A 22,541-nucleotide genomic window follows, 5' to 3' on the forward strand; every position below is an offset into this window, starting at 1 on the left:
TGGCCTAGTCTTTGGGGGCATATTTAACCTGACTCATTGTGATTTACAGAGTTCCGCCCCAAGAAGGTTTAGGCTAGCCCTTTCATCAACACGGATGTGTACCTGAATGACCCCGAAGCTTTCTTCCCGGCACCGGCGCGCCCTGCGTCTGACCAGCCGATTTCTGGCCCCTTATCGCTGGCAGGTCATCGGTGCGCTGCTGGCGTTGATCGTTACCGCTGCCGTCACGCTGTCGATGGGGCAGGGAATCAAACTGTTGGTCGACCGCGGCTTCATGACCCAGTCGCCGCATCAGCTCAACCAGAGCATCGGCATCTTCATGCTGATGGTACTGGGGCTGGCTGTCGGCACGTTCGCGCGGTTTTACTGGGTGTCGTGGATCGGCGAGCGTTGCGTGGCCGATATTCGCCGCGAGGTGTTCAACCATCTGGTTTATCTGCACCCCGGCTTCTATGAGAACAACCGCAGTTCGGAGATCCAGTCGCGGCTGACCGCCGATACAACGCTGCTGCAGTCGGTGATCGGCTCATCGCTGTCGATGTTCCTGCGCAACCTGCTGATGGTCATCGGCGGTGTCATTCTGTTGTTCGTGACCAACGCGAAACTCACCAGCATCGTGGTGATTGCCTTGCCGTTCGTGGTGGCACCGATCCTGATCTTCGGCCGGCGCGTGCGCAATCTGTCGCGATTGAGCCAGGACCGGGTGGCCGATATCGGCAGCTATGTGTCGGAAACCCTCGGCCAGATCAAAACCGTGCAGGCCTACAACCATCAGGTGCAGGATGAGCGCCGTTTTGCGACAACCGTCGAGGACGCGTTCGACACGGCGCGCAAACGCATCTTTCAGCGTTCATGGATGATCACCATGGTGATCGTGCTGGTGCTCGGCGCGGTGGCGGTGATGTTGTGGGTCGGCGGCATGGACGTGATTGCCGGGCGCATCACCGGTGGTGAACTGGCGGCGTTTGTTTTCTACAGTCTGATTGTCGGCAGCGCGATCGGCACCCTGAGTGAGGTGATTGGCGAATTGCAACGCGCGGCAGGTGCCGCCGAGCGCATCGCCGAACTGCTGGGGTCAGAAAACATCATCCAGCCGCCCACCACCGGGCTGGTGACCTTGCCGCAGCGCGTCCGGGGTGAACTGCAATTACAGGAAGTACGTTTTTCCTATCCGTCGCGTCCTGACAGCTATGCCGTCAATGGCTTGAACCTGACCATTCGGGCCGGTGAGACGCTGGCGCTGGTGGGGCCATCCGGCGCCGGCAAGTCCACGGTATACGATTTGCTATTGCGCTTTTATGACCCTGTGGAAGGTCGGATCCTGATTGATGGCGTACCGCTGACCAGCCTCGATCCGCTGGACCTGCGCCGCCACTTCGCCTTGGTCTCGCAGTCGCCGGCGCTGTTTTTCGGCAGCGTTGAAGAGAATATTCGTTATGGCAATCCGGGGGCGACGCTGGAGCAGGTGAAGGAAGCGGCGAAAATCGCACACGCCCACGACTTCATCGAGAAAATGCCCAACGGTTACCAGACTCATCTCGGCGATGGTGGCCTCGGCCTCTCCGGTGGCCAGCGTCAGCGTCTGGCGATCGCCCGGGCGTTACTGGTCGACGCGCCAATCCTGCTGCTGGACGAAGCCACCAGCGCCCTCGATGCGCAGAGCGAACACCTGATTCAGGAAGCCCTGCCGAGTCTGATGCAGAACCGCACCACGCTGGTGATTGCGCATCGACTGGCCACGGTGAAAAACGCTGACCGGATTGCAGTGATGGATCAGGGCAAACTTGTGGCTATTGGTACTCATCAGGAGCTGATTGCCAGCAATCCGCTGTATGCGCGGTTGGCAGCGTTGCAGTTCAATGATGGCAAGAGCGCGTCAACGAATCCTGTCACCGATCCTGCCATTCACTAAATAGCCGCTCAGGTTGTGCCCATAAAAAATGCCCGTATCTCGCGATACGGGCATTTTTCGTTAGTCGGCGTCAGTCAGGTGATCACTGATCGTCGAAGTAGCGCTCATGCCAATCCACCAGCGGCTGCGGTGAGTTGAGCTTCTGGCCGTAGATCACCGAGTACGACAGCACGTTCTGCACGTATTGACGGGTTTCGTCGAACGGGATGCTTTCGACCCAGACGTCGAAACTCAAGTGATCGGCGCCGCGCAGCCATTGGCGCACGCGACCCGGTCCGGCGTTGTAGGCGGCGGAGGCGAGGACGCGGTTGCCGTTGAACTGGCTGTGCACCTGGCTCAGGTAAGCGGCGCCGAGCTGGATGTTTTTGTCCGGATCCAGCACCTGCTGCGGAGAGGCCAGCGGGATGCTGAACTTGCGCGCGGTTTCCTTGGCGGTGCCGGGCATCAGTTGCATCAGGCCGCTGGCGCCGACGCCGGAGCGCGCGTCGTCCATGAAGGCGCTTTCCTGGCGGGTGATGGCAAACACCCAGCTCGAATGCAGACCACGCACCTTGGCTTCACGCACGAGCGTTTCGCGGTGGGCCATCGGGAAGCGGATATCCAGATCGTCCCAGTACTGCGCCTGACTGATGGTGCGGATCGCCGGAAAGTACCATTTCAGGTCGTAAGCCAGTTTCGCTTGGGCAACCATCTCATCGCGGTTGAAATGGCGGCTGACGTGATACCACTCGCGACGACCGTCGACGATCTGACCACGAGCATGGAATTCCAGCGCGCGGCGTACGCCCGGGGTGTTGCGCACCTTGTTGATCAGCGCCTGGCTAAGCACCAGTGGCTTGTTGTTCAGCGAGTAGGGCGATTGCGAGCGGTCGGCGGCGAGGAAACCATAAAAGTCACGTTCGCGCGCAAGGTTTTTGTACAGCGTTTGCGCTTCCGGGTTCTGCGGCTGGGCCAGTTCCAGACTGCGCGCCTGCCAGTAGCGCCAGCGGTTGGTGGTGGCCAGATCCTGCGGCAGACGGCGGGTCAACTGATAGGCGTCGTCCCAACGAGCCAGACGCAACAGCAGGCGCAAACGCCATTCGGAAACGGTGTTGTCGCGCAGTTCGGGGTCGTACTTGGTCATCACATCCAGCGCGCGGCTGTCGAAACGTCGAGCGAGGGTCAGGCCGATTTCCCGGGCGATCGCGACTTTTTCATCGCGGGAGAAATGCATGCTGCTGGCGTAGCCGTCGAGCAGGGCCATGGCCTTGTCTGGATCCTGACGCGCCAACCGGCGCAGACCGAGGCTGACCACATCGGACATCGGCTCATCGGCCGGGGTGAAACGCGAAGTCTGATTGAGCAGCTCGGGTTTCTGCGCGACGTCGACCAGTAATCGGCCGCGCGGGGCGAGGGTGGTCAGGCCGTTGACCAGGCTGTTGGCCAGCGGATAGTTGCGAGCCTGAGCGGCGAGTTTGGTGCGCTCCCAGCGCTTCTGCTCGGTGAGCTGGCCGTCGGCAGCCCAGATGCCGAACAGTCCGTCACAGGCGGCAGGCTGCGATTTGCCGGTCAGCCACAGTTTGTCGGCGTTGGCATAGCCTTCGGCTTTTTTGTCGTGGGTGATCTGGTACTGCGCGTTGAGGCAGTCCAGTTCGGTGAAGTTGAGTTTCGGATCGTAATACTTGACGAAGGTCGCCCAGTCGCCACGGTCGGCGAGCCAGCGCAACCAGCGCAGTTTCATCCAGTTGGCCTGGGGCAGATCGCCGTGTTCGGCGAGGAATTTTTCGATTTCCGCATTGCTCGCGGTTTTCAGGCGCGCGGTCAGTTCGTCGTAGGCCAGGTACGGTTCCAGCGGGTAATCGGCCAGCGCCTGGCTGTAGCGGAAGTACGGGCCGGTATCGCCCTTGGCCAGCGCGCGCTTGGCTTCATCGTAATACTGGCGTTGGGTGGACAGGTCCACCGCCTGGGCGGATTGAGCGGCAGCGGCGGTAAGTAGCAAACAGGACAAAACACTGAAAAGGCGACTGCGCATGAGACATCCGGGCAGAGAAATCATGACAAGTGCCGACACGAATCAGCACTGAATTGTCTGTAGCTTAGCCTTTTGCCAGCAAGCGGCGAAAGCTTTGCGGGCCTCGCAGCACAAGTTCGCAACAAATGTTGTGCAGAGTGCTTCGACAGACAAATTGCCGGCCTGCTGAGGTCCTAACTCAGGTAGAATGCGCGCCCGGTTTTTGGAGAAGCTCATGACCCTGCTCAAATTCAGCGATGTGTCCCTTGCGTTCGGCGCTATGCCGTTGTTGGACAAGGTGTCCTGGCAGATCGCCCGTGGTGAGCGGGTGTGCATCATCGGCCGCAACGGCACTGGCAAGTCCAGCATGATGAAACTGGTCAAGGGCGACCAGAAGCCCGATGAAGGCTCGGTGTGGCGTGCCCCCGGTCTGAAAATCGGCGAATTGCCGCAAGAACTTCCGGTGGCCGACGATCGGACGGTGTTCGACGTGGTCGCTGAAGGCCTTGATGGCGTGGGTGCGTTGCTCGCCGAGTACCATCACCTCGCGCAGAACTGCGTCACTGAAGATGACCTGAACAAGCTGATGCACGTTCAGCAGGACCTCGAAGCCCGTGATGGCTGGCGTTTGCAGACTCTGGTCGAAAGCACCTTGAGCCGTCTGCAACTGCCGGCTGACAAGACCCTCGCCCAGTTGTCCGGCGGCTGGCGTCGTCGCGTGCTGCTGGCGCAGGCGCTGGTGTCCGAGCCGGATCTGCTGCTGCTCGACGAACCGACCAACCACCTGGACATCGGTGCGATTGCCTGGCTCGAAGAAGCGCTGAAAGATTTCCAGGGCGCCGTGCTGTTCATCACGCACGACCGTTCCTTCCTGCAAAACCTCGCCACGCGCATCCTCGAACTGGATCGCGGCGGCCTGATCGACTGGAACGGCGACTACGCCAGTTTCCTCGTGCACAAAGAAGCCGCGCTGGCCGCTGAAGAGACCGCCAACGCGCTGTTCGACAAGAAACTGGCCCAGGAAGAGGTCTGGATCCGTCAGGGCATCAAGGCGCGCCGCACCCGTAACGAAGGCCGCGTCCGCGCCCTGAAAGCCCTGCGCGTTGAGCGCAGCGAGCGTCGCGAGCGCACTGGCAAGGCCAACATTCAGCTGGACACTGCCGACAAGTCCGGCAAGCAGGTGATGGTCCTCGAGAACGTGAGTTTCGCTCACCCGGGCGGCCCGTTCCTGATCAAGGACTTCTCGATGGTGCTGACGCGCGGCGACCGTATCGGTCTGCTCGGCGCCAACGGTACCGGCAAGACCACTCTGCTGAAACTGATGCTCAGTGGTCTGCAGCCGACCAGCGGCAAAGTGGAAGAGGGCACGCGGATCGACGTGGCCTACTTCGACCAGTTGCGTCATCAGCTGGATCTGGAAAAGACCGTGATCGACAACGTCGCCGAAGGTCGCGACTTCATCGATATCGACGGCCAGAGCCGTCACGTGCTGAGCTACCTCGGCGACTTCCTGTTCAGCCCGCAGCGTGCCCGCACGCCGGTCAAGGCGTTGTCGGGTGGTGAGCGTGCGCGTCTGTTGCTGGCCAAACTGTTCAGTAAACCGGCGAACCTGCTGGTGCTCGACGAACCGACCAACGACCTTGATGTGGAAACCCTCGAGCTGCTCGAAGAAGTGCTGCTGACTTTCAACGGCACCGTGCTGATGGTCAGCCACGACCGGGCATTCCTCGACAACGTGGTCACCAGTACCTTGGTCTTCGAAGGTGAAGGCAAGGTGCGTGAATACGTCGGCGGCTATCAGGACTGGATCCGTCAGGGTGGTTCGCCGCGTCTGTTGGGCGTAACTGAAAGCAAGTCGGGTAAGGCTGATCTGAATTCGGCGGTGGTTACTGCAGAGCCCGCAGTGGTCGCAGCGCCTGCGGCAGCTGCTCCGGCGGCGAAGAAAAAGCTGAGCTACAAACTGCAGCGTGAGCTGGAAGCGTTGCCGGGCGATATCGACGCCAAGGAACAGCAGATTGCCGCAGTGGAGGCCGAGATGGCTGACGGCGGTTTCTATCAGCGTCCACCGGCTGAAACAGCCAAGGTGATTGCTTCGCTGGAGCAGTTGCAGGCTGAGCTGGATGCGTTGATGGAACGTTGGGCCGAGCTGGATGCCTGATTGATCCGGATGTGAAAAAGCCCGGCGTTCAGTGATGAACGCCGGGCTTTTCATATTCGGGTGGAGACCCAATGTGGGAGCGAGCCTGCTCGCGAATGCGGTGTGTCAGGCGGCATTAATGCTGTGTGCCGACGCCTTCGCGAGCAGGCTCGCTCCCACAATGATCAGTGTTTCAGCGTTTGACCAGGTGGACGGCGAGGACGTCACATGGCGCGCCGTGCAGCACGTCATTCGCGGTCGAGCCGAGCAACAGCGCCAGACCATGTCGGCCATGGCTGCCGACCACGATCAGATCGCACGTTTGTTCTTTGGCGAAATGATGGATTTCCTGGCGTGGCTGGCCGTAGGTCAGGTGGCAGTTGGCGCCTTCAAGCTCAGTGTACTTTTGTTTCAAACGCTCAAGGCGTTCCTTGGCCTGATCGAACTGCTGTTGTTGCAGTTGTGACAGATCCATCGGTACGTCGCCGCCGAACGCCATGGCCATAGGTTCGACGATATGCACCAGCGAAAGCTTGGCGCCATTGCTCACCGACAGCTCTCGGGCGCGGTGAATCACAGGGTCGCACTCTTCGGTCAGATCTACGGCGACCAGGATGTGGTGGTAGGGCATGAGGTGCTCCTCGTGAGGTTTCAATATTGTTAAGTATGGCTGGTTTCAAGCGCATTGGTTCCAAAGTGACACAATGCGCTCACCGAGAATTGGGAATAGAGATATGACGGTCTGGTTGGTGGTGTCAATCCTGCTGGTGGTTTTAAGTCCGCTGGCGTGGTTGCGCCCATCGCGCGCGCAAAGCGGTCGCATCGCCCTGCGCATGGAGGCGCGGCGCATTGGCCTGGCCATGCAGCTGGCGCCTCAGGAATGGCCGCACTGGCTGGCGCAAGAGCCACCAAACCCGTGCGCGCAGTATCATCGGCCGCGCCGTGGCAAGTCGCCTGCCTGCTGGACTTACTGGCAGAAAACGCCGGGTATCTGGGTTAATCAGTGGCAGGAAGTCTGCGAAGATCGCGCGCTGCTCAATCATTTCGAAAAGTTGCCGGGCAATGTTTTCAAAGTCGAGGCAGACAAGCAGATGATCGCCTTGTATTGGGGCGAGAAGGGCGACGCCACGGTTTTGCTGGATATCGATGCCACTCTGAAAGCGCTGGCGTGACGCGCGGACTTTTCCCACTGCAACGGTGGGGAGCGTCCGGCAGACGAGCAATAAAAAGCCCGACATGATTCATCGGGCGGGGTTGGCCAGGCAGGCCGGAAACTCTTTTGATGTTGACTCGGTCAGCGACATCTCCGTGCAGTCACTCCAGCGTAGCCCTTTAAACAATGGCTGCGGCGAATTAGGGCGACTTTTCTAACTATTGATTCTATGAATGACTTCACATGCAGATGCGTGTTGCGGGTCTTCGTCTTACAGAAATGACCGCAAAGTCGCTTTTCAACCCGTATTTTGGGCGATTGACAATTGTCGGAAATTCCGTGAAGGTGACGTACCCAAATCAAACGGGCGTATGAATTGAGCGTTTGTCTTACAGACTGCTCCTACAGAATCCCGACTATCGCGTTGGCGGGTGTGCCGGGTGGATTGGCGTTAGCATCGACGAAAAAGCGTCCTGCCGAGCCATTCGCCTGCGTCCGACGTGTACTGTTCAGCTTCCATATCGTGGAGATCAGTTGATGATTTACGAAGGTAAAGCCATCACGGTTAAAGCTCTTGAAAGTGGCATCGTCGAATTGAAATTCGACCTCAAGGGTGAGTCCGTCAACAAGTTCAACCGTCTAACCCTGAACGAACTGCGTCAGGCGGTGGACACCATCAAGGCAGATGCTTCGATCAAGGGCGTGATCGTCAGCAGTGGCAAGGACGTGTTCATCGTCGGCGCCGACATCACCGAATTTGTCGACAACTTCAAGCTGCCGGATGCCGAGCTGGTTGCTGGCAATCTCGAAGCCAACAAGATCTTCAGCGATTTCGAAGACCTCAACGTCCCAACCGTAGTGGCCATTAATGGCATCGCACTGGGCGGCGGTCTGGAAATGTGCCTGGCGGCTGACTATCGCGTCATGTCGACCAAGGCCAAGATCGGTCTGCCGGAAGTCAAGCTGGGCATCTACCCGGGCTTCGGCGGTACCGTGCGTCTGCCGCGCCTGATCGGTGTCGACAACGCCATCGAATGGATTGCCTCCGGTAAGGAAAACCGTCCTGAAGACGCCCTGAAAGTCAGCGCCGTCGACGCCGTGGTTGCACCGGAGAAGCTGCAGGAAGCGGCTCTTGAACTGATCAAGCGCGCCATTTCCGGCGAGTTCGACTTCAAGGCCAAGCGTCAGCCGAAACTTGAAAAACTCAAGCTGAACGCCATTGAACAAATGATGGCTTTCGAAACCGCCAAGGGTTTCGTGGCAGGCCAGGCTGGCCCGAACTACCCGGCGCCGGTTGAAGCAATCAAAACCATCCAGAAAGCCGCGAACTTCGGTCGTGACAAAGCGCTGGAAGTCGAAGCCGCCGGTTTCGTCAAACTGGCCAAGACCTCTGCCGCGCAGAGCTTGATCGGTCTGTTCCTGAACGATCAGGAACTCAAGAAAAAGGCCAAGGCCTACGACGAAATCGCCAAAGACGTGAAGCAGGCCGCTGTACTCGGCGCCGGCATCATGGGTGGCGGTATCGCTTATCAGTCGGCCTCCAAAGGTACGCCGATCCTGATGAAGGACATCAACGAGCACGGCATCGAGCAAGGTCTGGCTGAAGCCGCCAAGCTGCTGGTTGGCCGCGTTGATAAAGGTCGCATGACGGCTGCGAAAATGGCTGAAGTGCTCAACGCCATTCGTCCGACCCTGTCCTACGGCGACTTCGGTCACGTCGATCTGGTCGTCGAAGCTGTGGTCGAGAACCCGAAGGTCAAGCAAGCCGTACTGGCTGAAGTCGAAGGCCAGGTCAAAGAGGACACCATCCTCGCGTCCAACACCTCGACCATTTCCATCAGCCTGCTGGCCAAGGCCCTCAAGCGTCCGGAAAACTTCGTCGGCATGCACTTCTTCAACCCGGTGCACATGATGCCGCTAGTGGAAGTCATCCGTGGCGAGAAGTCGAGTGAGCTGGCGGTTGCCACCACCGTTGCCTACGCCAAGAAAATGGGCAAGAACCCGATCGTCGTCAACGACTGCCCGGGCTTCCTGGTCAACCGCGTGCTGTTCCCGTACTTCGGCGGTTTCGCCAAGCTGGTCAGCGCCGGTGTGGACTTCGTCCGTATCGACAAGGTCATGGAAAAATTCGGCTGGCCGATGGGCCCGGCGTACCTGATGGACGTGGTCGGCATCGACACCGGTCACCACGGTCGTGACGTCATGGCTGAAGGTTTCCCGGATCGCATGAAGGATGACCGTCGTTCGGCCATCGACGTGCTGTACGAAGCCAAGCGCCTGGGTCAGAAAAACGGCAAGGGCTTCTACGCCTACGAGGCCGACAAGAAAGGCAAGCAGAAGAAAGTCGCCGATCCATCGGTACTGGAAGTGCTCAAGCCGATCGTTTACGAGCAGCGCGAAGTCACTGACGAAGACATCATCAACTGGATGATGATCCCGCTTTGCCTGGAAACCGTGCGTTGCCTGGAAGACGGCATCGTTGAAACTGCCGCCGAAGCCGACATGGGTCTGGTCTACGGTATCGGTTTCCCTCCATTCCGTGGCGGTGCACTGCGCTACATCGATTCGATCGGTGTTGCCGAGTTCGTTGCCCTGGCTGACCAGTACGCTGATTTGGGCGCGCTGTACCACCCGACCGCGAAACTGCGTGAAATGGCCAAAACCGGCCAACGGTTCTTCGGTTAAGCGTCCCAACTTTTGAGCGAGAGTGAAATTTTATGAGCTTGAATCCAAGAGACGTCGTGATTGTCGACTTCGGTCGTACTCCGATGGGCCGCTCCAAGGGCGGCATGCACCGCAACACCCGCGCCGAAGACATGTCGGCGCACCTGATCAGCAAACTGCTGGAACGCAACGCCAAGGTCGATCCTGCTGAAGTCGAGGACGTGATCTGGGGCTGCGTCAACCAGACCCTGGAGCAGGGCTGGAACATCGCGCGCATGGCGTCGCTGATGACCCAGATCCCGCACACCTCGGCCGGCCAGACTGTCAGCCGTCTGTGTGGCTCGTCGATGAGCGCGCTGCACACCGCTGCGCAAGCGATCATGACCGGCAACGGTGACGTGTTCGTGGTTGGCGGCGTCGAGCATATGGGCCACGTGAGCATGATGCACGGTGTCGATCCGAACCCGCACATGTCGCTGTACGCGGCGAAAGCCTCGGGCATGATGGGCCTGACCGCGGAAATGCTCGGCAAAATGCACGGCATCACTCGCGAGCAGCAAGACGCCTTCGGCGTGCGTTCCCACCAGTTGGCCCACAAGGCAACCGTGGAAGGCAAGTTCAAAGACGAAATCATCCCGATGCAGGGCTACGACGAGAACGGTTTCCTGAAACTGTTCGACTACGACGAAACCATTCGTCCGGAAACCACCCTGGAAAGTCTGGCGGCCCTCAAGCCTGCCTTCAATCCAAAGGGCGGCACCGTGACTGCCGGTACTTCGTCGCAGATCACCGATGGTGCTTCCTGCATGATCGTGATGTCGGCGCAACGTGCACAGGACCTGGGTATCCAGCCAATGGCGGTTATCCGTTCGATGGCAGTGGCGGGTGTGGATCCGGCGATCATGGGCTATGGTCCAGTTCCGGCGACACAAAAAGCCCTGAAACGTGCGGGCCTTGGCATCAACGATATCGACTTCTTCGAGCTCAACGAAGCTTTCGCCGCACAGGCCCTGCCAGTGCTGAAAGATCTGAAAGTGCTCGACAAGATGAACGAGAAGGTTAACCTGCACGGCGGCGCGATCGCCTTGGGTCACCCGTTCGGTTGCTCCGGTGCCCGTATTTCCGGCACCTTGCTGAACGTGATGAAGCAGAATAGCGGCACCTTCGGGGTGGCCACTATGTGCATTGGTCTCGGCCAAGGTATCTCTACCGTCTTCGAACGCGTTTAAGCGTCTCGTCGATGGAAGCCGGGGCCAAGTGCCCCGGTTTTTGTTTTTGTGGATTTATTTTGTTTTTATTTTGAAAAAATTTGAGTGAGGGCCAAACCATGCCGATACAACCTGGGCTCTACCAACATTACAAAGGTCCGCAGTACCGCGTATTCAGTGTTGCGCGGCATTCCGAGACCGAAGAAGAAGTGGTCTTTTACCAAGCCCTGTATGGCGATTACGGCTTTTGGGTGCGCCCTCTGAGCATGTTTCTCGAGTCAGTCGAGGTTGACGGCGAGCAGGTGCCACGCTTTGCTTTGGTGCAAGCCGAACCAAGCCTTTTTTCCAAGGTATAAGGCGAGCGCGCACAGAACCCTGTGCTTGACCTCACCTTGTATCAACTATATATAGCGGTGCCGCGTCAGGCGCCAACCGCCTTTCACTTCTAGAATTCAGGAATTTTCTGATCCATGGGCAAATCGCTGGTCATTGTGGAATCCCCGGCTAAGGCCAAGACCATCAACAAGTATCTGGGTAACCAATACGTGGTGAAGTCGAGTATCGGCCATATCCGAGACCTGCCCACCAGCGGTTCGGCTAGCGCCAGCAAAGAGCCAGCCGCCAAGCGCGGCAAGGCTGCCGCGGGCGAAGGTCCGGTGCTCTCGCCGAAAGAGAAAGCGCGCAAGCAACTGGTCTCGCGTATGGGTGTCGATCCCGATCATGGCTGGAAAGCCAAGTACGAGATCCTCCCGGGTAAAGAGAAGGTCATCGAAGAGCTGCGCCGGCTCGCCAAAGATGCTGACACCATCTATCTCGCAACCGACTTGGATCGCGAGGGGGAAGCCATTGCCTGGCACCTGCGCGAAGCCATCGGTGGTGACGACAGCCGCTACAAACGCGTGGTGTTCAACGAAATCACCAAGAAGGCGATTCAGGAAGCCTTCTCGGAACCGGGCGAGCTGGACATCGATCGTGTCAACGCTCAGCAGGCGCGTCGTTTCCTCGACCGCGTTGTCGGCTACATGGTTTCGCCGCTGCTGTGGGCAAAGATTGCCCGTGGCCTGTCCGCTGGCCGTGTGCAATCGGTTGCCGTGAAGCTGGTGGTCGAGCGTGAGCGCGAAATTCGTGCGTTCAACCCGGAAGAGTACTGGGAAGTGCATGCCGACCTCGGCACCGCCAAAGGCTCGACCGTGCGTTTCGAAGTAGCTCGCGAGAAAGGCGAAGCCTTCAAGCCGCTCAACGAAGCTCAGGCCATGGCCGCGCTGGAGAAACTCAAGTCTTCCAGCTACAGCATCGTCAAACGCGAAGACAAGCCGACCAGCAGCAAGCCTTCGGCGCCATTCATCACGTCCACTTTGCAACAGGCTGCGAGTAACCGTCTGGGCTTCGGCGTGAAGAAAACCATGATGATGGCCCAGCGTCTGTACGAAGCTGGCTACATCACTTACATGCGTACCGACTCGACCAACCTCTCGGCCGATGCCGTGGCCATGGCGCGCACTTACATTGAAGACGAGTTCGGCAAGAAGTACCTGCCGGAAACGCCAAACGTCTACAGCAGCAAAGAAGGCGCGCAAGAGGCTCACGAAGCGATCCGTCCTTCCGACGCAAACACCACGCCGAGCAAGCTCGCAGGCATGGAGCGTGACGCTGAACGCCTCTACGAGCTGATCTGGCGCCAGTTCCTCGCTTGCCAGATGCTGCCAGCTCAATACCTGTCGACCACTGTCAGCGTCGGCGCTGGCGATTTCGAGCTGCGCGCCAAGGGCCGTATCCTCAAATTCGACGGTTACACCCGCGTCATGCCGCAGATTGCCAAGCCAGGCGACGATGACGTTCTGCCTGATATGGCGCAGGGCGACGTTATGAAGCTGATCAAGCTTGATCCATCGCAGCACTTCACCAAGCCGCCGGCGCGTTACTCGGAAGCCAGCCTGGTTAAAGAAATGGAAAAACGTGGCATCGGTCGTCCTTCGACTTACGCTGCGATCATTTCGACCATTCAGGATCGCGGCTACGTGACCCTGCACAACCGTCGTTTCTACTCGGAAAAGATGGGCGACATCGTCACCGAGCGTCTGTCGGAAAGCTTCTCCAACCTCATGGACTACGGCTTCACTGCCGGCATGGAAGAGAACCTCGATGACGTGGCGCAGGGCGAGCGTGACTGGAAAAGCGTGCTGGACGAGTTCTACGGCGATTTCAAAAAGAAACTCGAAGTAGCCGAAAACCCTGAAAGCGGCATGCGCGCCAACCAGCCGGTCATGACCGACATCCCGTGCACGACCTGTGGTCGTCCGATGCAGATCCGTACTGCGTCGACCGGCGTGTTCCTCGGTTGCTCAGGCTACAGCCTGCCGCCAAAAGAACGCTGCAAAGCCACCGTCAACCTGGTGCCGGGCGACGAGATCGCTGCGGACGACGAAGGTGAGTCGGAATCGCTGGTTCTGCGCGGCAAGCATCGCTGCCCGATCTGCAGCACGGCGATGGACGCTTATCTGCTCGACGAGAAGCGCAAGCTGCACATCTGCGGTAACAACCCGGATTGCGCGGGCTACGAAATCGAAGAGGGCAGCTATCGCATCAAGGGCTACGAAGGTCCGAGCCTGGAATGCGACAAGTGCGGCAGCGAGATGCAGCTCAAGACCGGCCGTTTCGGCAAGTTCTTCGGTTGCACCAACCCTGAGTGCAAGAACACCCGCAAACTGCTGAAAAGCGGTGACGCGGCGCCGCCGAAGATGGATCCGGTGAAGATGCCTGAGCTGAAATGCGAAAAGGTCAACGACACCTACATCCTCCGTGACGGTGCCTCTGGTCTGTTCCTGGCCGCCAGCCAGTTCCCGAAAAACCGTGAGACCCGAGCTCCGCTGGTGATCGAGATTGTGCCGCACAAGGACGAAATCGATCCGAAGTACCACTTCCTCTGCGACGCGCCGAAGAAGGATCCTGATGGTCTGCCAGCGGTCATCCGCTACAGCCGCAAGACCAAGGAGCAATACGTGCAGACCGAAGTCGACGGCAAGCCTACCGGTTGGAAAGCGTACTTCGACGGCGGCAAGTGGACGGTTGAAGACAAGCGTACGAAGGCCAAAGCTGAATAAGCATTAGCCTGATACTGAAAGGCCGCATGAGAACCCTTGGGTTTTCAGGCGGCCTTTTTGTTTTGTGCTTGCGGTGGGATCGGCTGATCCACGACACTGTCCGGCCTGTGTGAAGCAATTATTTCGTTGTGGAGAGCGCCGTCATGGCTCACGAACTCTATACCCGCACCAATCAGAAGATCTATTTCGCCGGCCTGTCGCTCGAAGCCTTGGCTCGTGCTGAAGAAGGGCGTGCGATGAATTCTCTGGCGCTGATTCAGGCTGGGCGTGAATCGGCGCTGTTTCACCTGTACGGCGCCTTGCTGGGGCTTTGTCATGAGATCGCGGGCTTCTATCGTCTGCCGCAGGCCAATGCGCCGCGGGCCGAGATGCTGCTGACGCGTGAAGTGCTGGAGTCGATCGCAATTCCCGAACTGGCCGAAATGGTTGAGTTGGCGGGCAATTCGGAAACCTGGTTGGCAAAACTGCTGGCAGCGCATTCGGCGCTGTTTCAACCGCCACGAGTGCCGCACAAGCCGAAGGGTGATGTGACGCAACCGTTGATTCAGGCGATTAATCTGGACGAAGAAGAAGCGCCAGAAGAGTTGAGTCGAGAGGAGCTGGAGAGCTGGCGGCAGAACTTGAAAGGTCTGGCGATACGTTTCCGCGAAGGCTTGAACGAGTGCTGAGGGCGATTGACACGGTGGCAATCTGAAACATGCTGCTGGTCAAGATCCCGAGCGAAGCCTGAATGATGTCTATATAATCCCTGCCTTTCGTGGAGAACAGACCTATATGCCAACGTCCTTTCTAGAAATTGTCGAGTTACCCGACGGCCGAATCGAGCTGCGCAGGGCCGAGGACGAGGGTTCTCTGGTGACGCTGGATTTCTCCGAGGATGCCAAGGCGTTCCTGCAAGGTCAGCATGTGGAGATCGCCAAGGCGATGTTAAGCGTCGGCGTGCAAATGGCCGGTCGAATGGTCGAAGGCGAATTTGATAAGGAAGAAGGGCCGCGGGTTCTTCATTGATCCCCGTCTTTTTACTTTTTGACGTTACCGCTTCAGATCGGCTTCTCTGTCCCTGGAGAAGCCCTGCGCTTCACACAGCGCGTATAACCACCAATTAACCCAAACGAATATTCAGGCTCTGAGCATCGCCCGTGCGTGCGGCGTTGATCAGTTGTTGCCGTGAATTTGCGTTCAGCGGGTTGAGCCAAGTGACTACGGTGTGACTGCGACCCAGCTTCAGAGCTTCGCACGCCAGTTGTTGAGCGCTTTGAGCGCCCCTTGGTTGCAGCAGCAGAATGCGTTCGCGATTCAGCCCGGCATCCCGCAGCCAGGTTTGGGTAAGGCTGGCAGGTGGTGCGATCAGTGTCAGCCAGCGCGCGTCCTGATCTTCACTGAGTTCGCGAAGGATCGGGGCAAGCAGGTTCAGGCAGTTCCCGGTAGCACCGCGCAGTGACAGCTCGCTGAATACTTCAGGTTCGGCAATCCACGGGCGCTCGACGACCTCTTTGAGGATCGGCGCCATCGGTTGTGCCAGAAACGCTTCGAATAAAGGCAGTTGTGTTTGCTGAGGGGTGTGTGGGAACTGCATAAAGCCTCCTTTAGCGGCGAATCACGCCGACACTCAAGCCTTCGATCACCAGTTCCTGATCTTTCAGGTCGACTTCGATAGGGGCGAACTCAGGGTTTTCGGCAATCAGCCAGACCTTGCTGCCTTCACGCTTGAAGCGTTTGACGGTCACTTCATCGCCGATGCGGGCGACGACAACCTGGCCATTACGCGCCTCGCGGGTGGTGTGCACGGCGAGGAGGTCACCGTCGAAAATGCCGATGTCCTTCATGCTCATGCCGTGCACGCGCAACAAATAGTCGGCGCGTGGATGGAAGAAGGCCGGATTGATGTTGCAGGATTCTTCGATGTGCTGCTGGGCGAGGATCGGCGCGCCGGCAGCGACCCGGCCAATGATCGGCAGGGTAGAGTCGTCGGCCTTGGCTTCGAAGCCGGGAATGCGAATACCGCGAGAAGCGCCGGGAGTCATCTCGATGGCGCCTTTTCGGGCCAGTGCCTTGAGATGCTCTTCAGCCGCGTTTGGCGACTTGAAGCCCAGTTCCTGAGCGATTTCCGCGCGGGTTGGCGGGTAGCCGTTGTCTTCGAGGCAGCGTTTGATAAAGGCCAGAATCTCGGCTTGGCGTGGCGTCAGCTTTAGCATATTGATCGCTCTGTCTTTTTATACAGTGACTGGGATTATATACAGTGAAGCGCCCTTGGCAATGCCCGTTTTTTTGCAGGCCGCCAGACGGTCGGCATTCGTGCTTATTGATGAGTTGGGCTTGTGTGGTTAAATAACTGACCGACCATTCCCAAAACGAACCGGCAGGCTTGACAAGGCACAGGCTGAAACGTATGTTTCAAACAAGTGTTTGTCAGGCGGAGTAGCCATGGCCCAGTCGGAAACCGTTGAACGCATTCTTGATGCTGCCGAGCAGTTGTTCGCGGAGAAAGGTTTCGCTGAAACCTCATTGCGTTTGATCACCAGCAAGGCTGGCGTCAATCTGGCAGCGGTGAACTATCACTTCGGTTCGAAAAAAGCCCTGATCCAGGCGGTTTTTTCGCGCTTCCTCGGGCCGTTCTGCATCAGCCTCGATAAAGAGCTGGAGCGGCGTCAGGCCAAGCCTGAAAACAAGCCGACGCTCGAAGAACTGCTGGAAATCCTCGTCGAGCAAGCCCTCGTGGTTCAGCCGCGCAGCGGCAACGACCTGTCGATCTTCATGCGTTTGCTCGGCCTGGCATTCAGCCAAAGCCAAGGCCACTTGCGCCGTTATCTGGAAGACATGTACGGCAAGGTGTTCCGCCGCTACATGATGCTGGTCAACGAAGCAGCGCCACGCATTCCGCCGATTGAGCTGTTCTGGCGCGTGCACTTCATGCTCGGTGCTGCCGCGTTCAGCATGTCCGGCATCAAGGCTTTGCGCGCGATCGCCGAGACTGATTTCGGCGTCAATACCTCCATTGAGCAAGTCATGCGCCTGATGGTACCGTTCCTCGCAGCAGGCATGCGTGCCGAAACCGGTGTCACCGACGCGGCAATGGCCACTGCACAGCTGCGTCCACGCAGCAAATCAACGCCGGTCGCCGCCAAGGTTTAACCGCGCACGGGTGGGCGCGGCAGCTTGTATCCGCTAAGCTAGCCGCCCATGCCGACTCTCGTTCTGAACCCGATCCTCATAGAAATTGCCGACCTGCCGAGCATTGCTCACGGTAGCGATTTCCTGCAGATCGGGTTTTTCGTTTTCAAGGAATCTCTATGACTGCTGGCCTGCAAGGCTCGTTGATGGTGGACGTCGCCGGTACCTGGCTGACGGCTGAAGATCGCCAATTGTTGCGTCAGCCCGAAGTGGGCGGCCTGATCATTTTCGCGCGCAACATCGAGCATCCACGCCAGGTGCGTGAACTCAGCGCATCGATTCGCGCGATTCGTCCGGATCTGCTGCTGGCGGTGGATCAAGAGGGCGGTCGCGTGCAGCGTCTGCGTCAGGGCTTCGTGCGTCTGCCGGCCATGCGTGCCATCGCCGACAACCCGAATGCTGAATACCTGGCCGAGCAATGCGGCTGGATCATGGCCACCGAAGTGCTGGCGGTCGGGCTCGACCTGAGCTTCGCCCCGGTGCTCGATCTGGATTACCAGCGCAGCGCCGTCGTTGGCACCCGTTCGTTCGAAGGTGATCCCGAGCGCGCGGCACTACTCGCCGGTGCATTCATTCGTGGCATGAACAGCGCAGGCATGGCCGCCACCGGCAAGCATTTCCCCGGTCACGGCTGGGCCGAAGCCGACTCTCATGTCGCGATCCCGAACGACGAGCGCAGCCTCGACGAGATCCGCGCCAACGATCTCGTACCCTTCGCAAAACTCAGCAAACAATTGGCCGCGATCATGCCGGCGCACGTCATCTATCCGCAAGTCGATTCGCAGCCTGCCGGCTTCTCCCGCCGCTGGTTACAGGACATCCTGCGCGGCGAATTGCAGTTTGACGGCGTGATCTTCAGCGATGACCTGTCGATGGCCGGTGCTCACGTGGTTGGCGATGCCGCCAGCCGCATCGAAGCCGCTTTCACAGCCGGTTGCGACATGGGCCTGGTGTGCAACGACCGCGCCGCTGCCGAACTGGCCCTGAGCGCCGCACAACGCATGAAGGTCAAGCCGTCTGCGCGCATCGCCCGCATGCGCGGTCAGGCATTCGCCAGCACCGATTACCGTCAGGATCCGCGCTGGCTCACCGCCATCGGCGCGCTCAAAGACGCTCAACTGATCGATTAAGGATTTTTCGCTATGACGGTTTACGCAATCATCGGTGGCACCGGCCTGACCCAACTGGAAGGCCTGACCATTCGCCAATCGCTGGCGGTAGACACGCCCTACGGCGCGCCATCGGCCGACGTGCAAATTGGCGAATACGCTGGCAAGGAAGTGTTGTTCCTCGCCCGTCATGGCCACCCGCATCGCTTCCCGCCGCACAAGGTCAACTACCGCGCCAACCTGTGGGCGTTGAAGCAGGCCGGTGCCGAAGCGATCATTGCCGTTAACGCGGTGGGTGGTATTCATCCAGCGATGGGCACGGGTCATTTCTGCGTGCCCCATCAGATCGTCGACTACACCAGCGGCCGCGAGCACACCTTTTTCGCCGATGATCTGGAGCACGTCACCCACATCGACTTCAGCTTTCCCTACAGCGAGCCGTTGCGTCAGCAATTGATCGCCGCCGTGGCTGCCGAAGGTTGCGAATACAGTGATCAAGGCGTTTACGCCTGCACCCAGGGCCCGCGTCTGGAAACGGTCGCCGAGATCGTGCGTCTTGAGCGCGATGGCTGCGACATCGTCGGTATGACCGGCATGCCGGAAGCTGCACTGGCCCGGGAGCTGGATCTGGATTACGCCTGTCTGGCGCTGGTGGTTAACCCGGCAGCGGGAAAAACCACCGAAGTAATCACCATGGCCGAGATCGAGCAGGCCTTGCATGACGGCATGGGCAAGGTTAAGTCGGCATTGGCGCGGGTGTTGGCCGGCTAAGGGCTGTTCATGAGTATTCTCATCGAACGGCTCAAGTCGTTGGCCTGGACTCAGGCATTCAGTAGCAAGGCGCTGGCCAAGGCTCGCGCTTATGCTGCCGATGACCGGGTAGAGATCATCGAGATCAATGACAAAAAGATCGAGGCGTTCTGCGTCGGTTCGGAAAGTCAGGCGTATGAACAAAGCATTTACTTGTCCGAAGATCGGCTGGGTTCCGTCAACTTGCGTTGTCTGTGCAGCTGTCCTGTCGTAATCGACTGCAAGCACTGCGCTGCGGTGCTCTATCACCTGCAGGGCAGTGCAGATGATGCGTCTGAAAGTGACGCACAGATCCCTTTGGGGCGGGCGCTGGAGCATTGGCTTTCGACCATTCCCGTGCCGGCCAAGCCCGCCGAAGAAGGCGCGCAAACCGCAGGCGCGCGCCTGTTTTACAAGCTCAAGCCAACGTCAGTGAGCGGCAAGTGGCTGCTCGATATTTTCAAGGTTTCCCAGCTCAAGAGCGGCGAGTTACGCGAAGTCAAACCGATGTATTCGCTGGCGGAAATGCTCATGCGTCAGCCCGGCTACCTGTCCGAGCTGGATCTGCGCGTCGCCAGGCTGCTGGTTGCCATGCACTCCCACCACGCCTATTACAGCGGTTATCCGCTGGAAGGCAGCAGCGGCGCCGAATTGCTGGAAATGCTCCTGCGCACCTCGCGGCTGTTCCTCGATTTCGAGGATCTGCAACCGTTGGAGTCTGGCGCGAAACGCATCGGCCAGTTCGCCTGGGCCGAGCAGGCCGACGGCGGTTTCCGTGCGCAGTGGAGCAGTGCCGAGGCTGCGCAGGAAACTGTGCTGGCGCTGGAGCCGCTTTATTACCTGGATCGTGAACAGCGGCAGATTGGCCCTCTGTTCAATGAACTGGAAGAAAAGCTGGCCAGTCATTTGACTCTGGCGCCGGACATTCCGGCGCGTCAGGCCATGCAGTTCAGCCATCGCATGAGCGCCGCGACGAGAATCCCGCCGCCCCACCAACTGACCGAACGAGTCATCGACGACGTACTTCCGCAGCCGCAACTCACCCTCGTCAGCGGTCGGGAGCGCTCGCGCTGGGAATACATTCTTGAGCACCGCGCCGCTCTGGTGTTTACCTACAACGGCCAGCCGACGGTGGATCGCAACCCGGAAGTGATGATCCTCAACGGTACCGAAACCCAGCGCATCCAACGCCAGCCTGCGGTGGAAAAGAAACTGCGCCAGATCCTGCAAAGGCTCGGCTTCAAGAAAGCCACGCGCAAGAGCTCGCTGGATCGTCCCGGCGAGATGTTCACGTTGCCGGATGATTCCGCCTGGCTCGGGTTTATGCACGAAGGGCTTGCCACGTTGCGCGCCTCGAACTGGGAAGTGGAGATGAGTCCCGGCTTTCATTTCAATGTGCATCCGGTTGAGCATTGGTACGCCGAGGTCGAAGAAGAGGCTGGGCATCAGTGGTTTGATTTGCAGTTGGGTATCGTCGTCAATGGCCAGCGCTATAGTTTGCTACCAATCCTTCTGCACTTGTTGCGCACCCAGCCGCGCTTGCTTGACCCGGTCAATCTGGCACAACGCAGCGATGACGAAAAACTCCTGATCGAACTGAAACCCAGCGGTTTTGGCGACCCTTCAGGCGCCAAGGTCGCGCTGCCGCTGAGTCGCGTCAAGCCGCTGATGGCCACGCTGGGCGAGTTGTACCTGGGCGGTCATCAGGGCGATGCACTGCGCTTGAGTGTTCCGGATGCCGCGCGCTTGAGTATGCTCGATGGCGTACCGCTGGATTGGCAGGGTGGCGAGCGGCTGCGCACCTTCGCCAAGCGCTTGCAGAATTCCAGTCACACCCAGGTCGCTGCACCGGCCGGCCTTAACGCGCAACTGCGCCCCTATCAGCTCGAAGGCCTGAACTGGATGCAGACCCTGCGCGAGCTTGAGGTCGGCGGCATTCTGGGCGATGACATGGGGCTGGGCAAAACGCTGCAAACCTTGGCGCATCTGCTCACGGAAAAACACGCCGGTCGTCTTGATTGTCCGGCTCTGGCGGTGATGCCGACCAGCCTGATTCCCAACTGGCTCGACGAGGCCGAGCGTTTCACCCCCCAGTTGAAAGTATTGGCGCTGCACGGCACGGGGCGGCAAAAGGATTTCGCTAATCTGGCTGAGTACGATCTGGTGCTGACCACTTACGCGTTGCTGCCAAGGGATTTGGAGACCTTGCAGCCGCAGCTGTGGAGCGTACTGATTCTCGACGAAGCGCAGAACATCAAGAACCCGCTCAGCAAAGCCGCGCAAGCGGCCCGTGACCTGCAGGCCCGCCAGCGCTTGTGCCTGAGCGGCACGCCTTTGGAAAACCACTTGGGCGAGCTTTGGTCGCAGTTTCATTTCCTCATGCCGGGTTGGCTTGGCGATAGCAAGTCCTTCAATCGCGATTACCGCACGCCAATCGAAAAGCACGGCAATGTTCAGCGCATGCAACATCTGACAGCGCGCATCAAGCCGTTTTTACTGCGCCGCAAAAAGGATCAGGTCGCCACCGAGTTGCCGCCGAAAACCGAGATTGTTCATTGGGTGGATCTCAGCGACGGCCAGCGTGATGTCTATGAAACGGTTCGCGTGGCTATGGACAAAAAAGTGCGCGACGAAATTGCCCGCAGTGGCGTGGCGCGCAGTCAGATCATCATTCTTGATGCATTGCTCAAGCTGCGGCAGGTCTGTTGCGACTTGCGCCTGATCAACATGCCGATAACAGCAAAGGCACTGCGCTCCGGCAGTGGCAAGCTGGTCAGCTTGATGGAGATGCTCGAAGAACTGCTCGGTGAAGGTCGCAGAATCCTGCTCTTTTCGCAGTTCACCTCGATGCTCGCCTTGATCGAGGAAGAATTGCAGCAACGTGACATTGCCTATTCGCTGCTGACCGGTGATACCACGGATCGGCGCACGCCGGTGAAGGATTTTCAGGGCGGCAAGGTGCCGCTGTTTCTGATCAGTCTGAAGGCCGGGGGTACCGGTTTGAACCTGACCGCTGCGGACACGGTGATCCACTTCGACCCTTGGTGGAACCCGGCGGTGGAGAATCAGGCAACCGATCGTGCCTATCGAATCGGGCAAAATAATCCGGTGTTTGTTTACAAGCTGATCGCTCGCGGCACTGTAGAGGAAAAAATACAGGCGTTGCAGCAGGAGAAAGCCGCGTTGGCCGGGGCGGTGCTTGAAGGTGGAACGACGGGTGGCTGGAAGCTGGAGCAGAGTGACATTGAGGCGCTGTTTGCGCCGTTGCCTGTTGCCAAGGGTTGAGCCCTAAGTAATAGAGCAATAT

At 58.9% G+C, this 22,541-nt stretch carries 17 protein-coding genes; 13 read left to right on the forward strand and 4 right to left on the reverse strand.

Going from position 1 to position 22,541, the window contains the following annotated elements; genetic code table 11:
• Nucleotides 1-106: 106 nt before the first annotated feature.
• The gene (locus tag ACI514_RS04820) at nt 107-1,912 is read left to right on the forward strand and encodes an ABC transporter transmembrane domain-containing protein (RefSeq protein ID WP_405123172.1); all 1,806 of its coding nucleotides are present in this window, start codon (nt 107-109) and stop codon (nt 1,910-1,912) included.
• 82 nt (nt 1,913-1,994) lie between these two features.
• Here the strand turns inward: ACI514_RS04820 and ACI514_RS04825 are convergent, their stop codons facing one another.
• Complete coding sequence (locus ACI514_RS04825) at nt 1,995-3,923, reverse strand: transglycosylase SLT domain-containing protein (protein ID WP_160058824.1); 1,929 nt, start codon at nt 3,921-3,923, stop codon at nt 1,995-1,997.
• A gap of 214 nt (nt 3,924-4,137) precedes the next feature.
• Here ACI514_RS04825 and ACI514_RS04830 point away from each other — a divergent pair, with 214 nt between their 5' ends.
• Nucleotides 4,138-6,060: an ATP-binding cassette domain-containing protein gene (locus ACI514_RS04830; protein WP_160058823.1), complete on the forward strand. Its 1,923-nt coding sequence runs from the start codon at nt 4,138-4,140 to the stop codon at nt 6,058-6,060.
• Nucleotides 6,061-6,232: 172 nt separating this feature from the next.
• On the opposite strand, the gene ACI514_RS04835 is transcribed toward ACI514_RS04830, so the two are convergent.
• Nucleotides 6,233-6,670 carry a universal stress protein gene (locus ACI514_RS04835; protein WP_150708091.1) on the reverse strand — a complete coding sequence of 146 codons (438 nt, stop codon included), beginning with the start codon at nt 6,668-6,670 and terminating at the stop codon, nt 6,233-6,235.
• 103 nt (nt 6,671-6,773) lie between these two features.
• Between ACI514_RS04835 and ACI514_RS04840 the strand changes: the two genes are divergently transcribed.
• The 7 genes from ACI514_RS04840 to ACI514_RS04870 all read left to right on the forward strand — a co-directional run bounded on the left by ACI514_RS04840 (nt 6,774) and on the right by ACI514_RS04870 (nt 15,173).
• Nucleotides 6,774-7,211, forward strand: a complete 438-nt coding sequence (locus tag ACI514_RS04840; protein ID WP_077573838.1) for a hypothetical protein — start codon at nt 6,774-6,776, stop codon at nt 7,209-7,211.
• Nucleotides 7,212-7,729: 518 nt separating this feature from the next.
• Nucleotides 7,730-9,877 (forward strand): fatty acid oxidation complex subunit alpha FadB, encoded by a 2,148-nt coding sequence (fadB, locus tag ACI514_RS04845; protein WP_034156439.1) that lies wholly within the window; start codon nt 7,730-7,732, stop codon nt 9,875-9,877.
• Between the two features lie 32 nt (nt 9,878-9,909).
• The gene (gene fadA / locus ACI514_RS04850) at nt 9,910-11,085 is read left to right on the forward strand and encodes an acetyl-CoA C-acyltransferase FadA (protein ID WP_007910465.1); all 1,176 of its coding nucleotides are present in this window, start codon (nt 9,910-9,912) and stop codon (nt 11,083-11,085) included.
• Nucleotides 11,086-11,183: 98 nt separating this feature from the next.
• On the forward strand, nt 11,184-11,420 hold the full coding sequence (locus tag ACI514_RS04855) for a DUF1653 domain-containing protein (RefSeq protein ID WP_150651510.1): 237 nt from the start codon (nt 11,184-11,186) through the stop codon (nt 11,418-11,420).
• 114 nt (nt 11,421-11,534) lie between these two features.
• Nucleotides 11,535-14,165, forward strand: coding sequence for a type I DNA topoisomerase (topA, locus tag ACI514_RS04860; protein WP_127929155.1), 2,631 nt, complete (start codon nt 11,535-11,537; stop codon nt 14,163-14,165).
• A gap of 143 nt (nt 14,166-14,308) precedes the next feature.
• Nucleotides 14,309-14,833 (forward strand): DUF6586 family protein, encoded by a 525-nt coding sequence (locus tag ACI514_RS04865; protein ID WP_007910470.1) that lies wholly within the window; start codon nt 14,309-14,311, stop codon nt 14,831-14,833.
• Between the two features lie 106 nt (nt 14,834-14,939).
• Complete coding sequence (locus tag ACI514_RS04870; RefSeq protein WP_003226592.1) at nt 14,940-15,173, forward strand: hypothetical protein; 234 nt, start codon at nt 14,940-14,942, stop codon at nt 15,171-15,173.
• Between the two features lie 94 nt (nt 15,174-15,267).
• Here ACI514_RS04870 and sulA read toward each other — a convergent pair whose 3' ends face one another.
• Nucleotides 15,268-15,741: an SOS-induced cell division inhibitor SulA gene (sulA, locus tag ACI514_RS04875; protein WP_116030904.1), complete on the reverse strand. Its 474-nt coding sequence runs from the start codon at nt 15,739-15,741 to the stop codon at nt 15,268-15,270.
• 10 nt (nt 15,742-15,751) lie between these two features.
• Nucleotides 15,752-16,360, reverse strand: coding sequence for a transcriptional repressor LexA (lexA, locus tag ACI514_RS04880; protein ID WP_003226590.1), 609 nt, complete (start codon nt 16,358-16,360; stop codon nt 15,752-15,754).
• Between the two features lie 229 nt (nt 16,361-16,589).
• On the opposite strand from lexA, the gene ACI514_RS04885 reads away from it, so the two are divergent.
• From ACI514_RS04885 to ACI514_RS04900, 4 genes are all read left to right on the forward strand, one after another.
• The gene (locus ACI514_RS04885) at nt 16,590-17,297 is read left to right on the forward strand and encodes a TetR/AcrR family transcriptional regulator (RefSeq protein WP_160058821.1); all 708 of its coding nucleotides are present in this window, start codon (nt 16,590-16,592) and stop codon (nt 17,295-17,297) included.
• A 158-nt stretch (nt 17,298-17,455) separates the two neighbouring features.
• Nucleotides 17,456-18,466 carry a beta-N-acetylhexosaminidase gene (gene nagZ / locus ACI514_RS04890; RefSeq protein WP_405123173.1) on the forward strand — a complete coding sequence of 337 codons (1,011 nt, stop codon included), beginning with the start codon at nt 17,456-17,458 and terminating at the stop codon, nt 18,464-18,466.
• Nucleotides 18,467-18,478: 12 nt separating this feature from the next.
• A complete protein-coding gene (locus ACI514_RS04895; protein WP_016986745.1) occupies nt 18,479-19,216 on the forward strand; it encodes an S-methyl-5'-thioinosine phosphorylase in 738 nt (245 codons plus the stop codon).
• Nucleotides 19,217-19,225: 9 nt separating this feature from the next.
• Nucleotides 19,226-22,519, forward strand: coding sequence for an SNF2-related protein (locus ACI514_RS04900; protein ID WP_405123174.1), 3,294 nt, complete (start codon nt 19,226-19,228; stop codon nt 22,517-22,519).
• Nucleotides 22,520-22,541: the final 22 nt, after the last annotated feature.

This window comes from Pseudomonas sp. M20, from assembly GCF_045037865.1.
Lineage (GTDB): Bacteria > Pseudomonadota > Gammaproteobacteria > Pseudomonadales > Pseudomonadaceae > Aquipseudomonas.